Here is a 733-nt window from a genome sequence, read left to right on the forward strand (position 1 = left end):
CGGTATGGCCGAGGAGGAGAGGCGGATCGCTGGGGTTCCAACGGGGGATCCGTTTTCATTGGGGATCAGAAGGTCCGAATCCGAGTTCCCCGGGTTCGGCGAAGAGGAAGGGGAGAAGAGATCACTTTAGGCAGTTACCAACGGCTCCAGGAACCCGGCTTGATTGAAGAGTGCGCCTTAAAGCGCGAGATTCGAGGGATCAGCACGGGGAATTACGAAGGGGCGGCGCTATCCGTTCCTGCGACATTTGGGATCAAACGCAACAGCGTGTCTCGGTTGTGGATCCGGGCCTCGGCGCGGAAGCTGCGTGAGCTACAGGAACGGTCCCTGAAAGATCTGGATATCGTGGCCCTGGTGATGGACGGAAAGTATTTCGGAGATAATGAGGTGATCGTGGCGGTGGGGATCCTGCTGAATGGACGGAAAACCATTCTGGGAATCGTTGAGGCGAGCACGGAGCGCTATGAAGTTTGTCGGGATTTTCTCAATGGGCTGATCAACCGAGGCTTATCGATCGAACACGACATGCTCGTCGCTCTGGATGGGGGGAAAGGGCTCCGGAAAGCGGTCAAGGTGGTTTTGGGCGAAAAGGGTCATGTCCAACGCTGCCAGTGGCACAAGAGAGAGAACGTGGTGAGCTATTTACCGAAGGAGCGCCAGGAAGAGTTTCGAAATAAGCTTCAGGCGGGATATGAAAAACCGACTTACGATGAAGCGAAGAAACGACTGCTGA

General features: G+C 55.5%; 1 protein-coding gene. It reads left to right on the top strand.

Going from position 1 to position 733, the window contains the following annotated elements; translation table 11 throughout:
- On the top strand, positions 1–733 hold a 733-nt coding region (locus JNK54_10760; GenBank protein MBL8024739.1), incomplete at both ends, for a transposase.

This window comes from Elusimicrobiota bacterium, from assembly GCA_016788905.1.
Taxonomy (GTDB): domain Bacteria; phylum Elusimicrobiota; class Elusimicrobia; order FEN-1173; family FEN-1173; genus JADKHR01.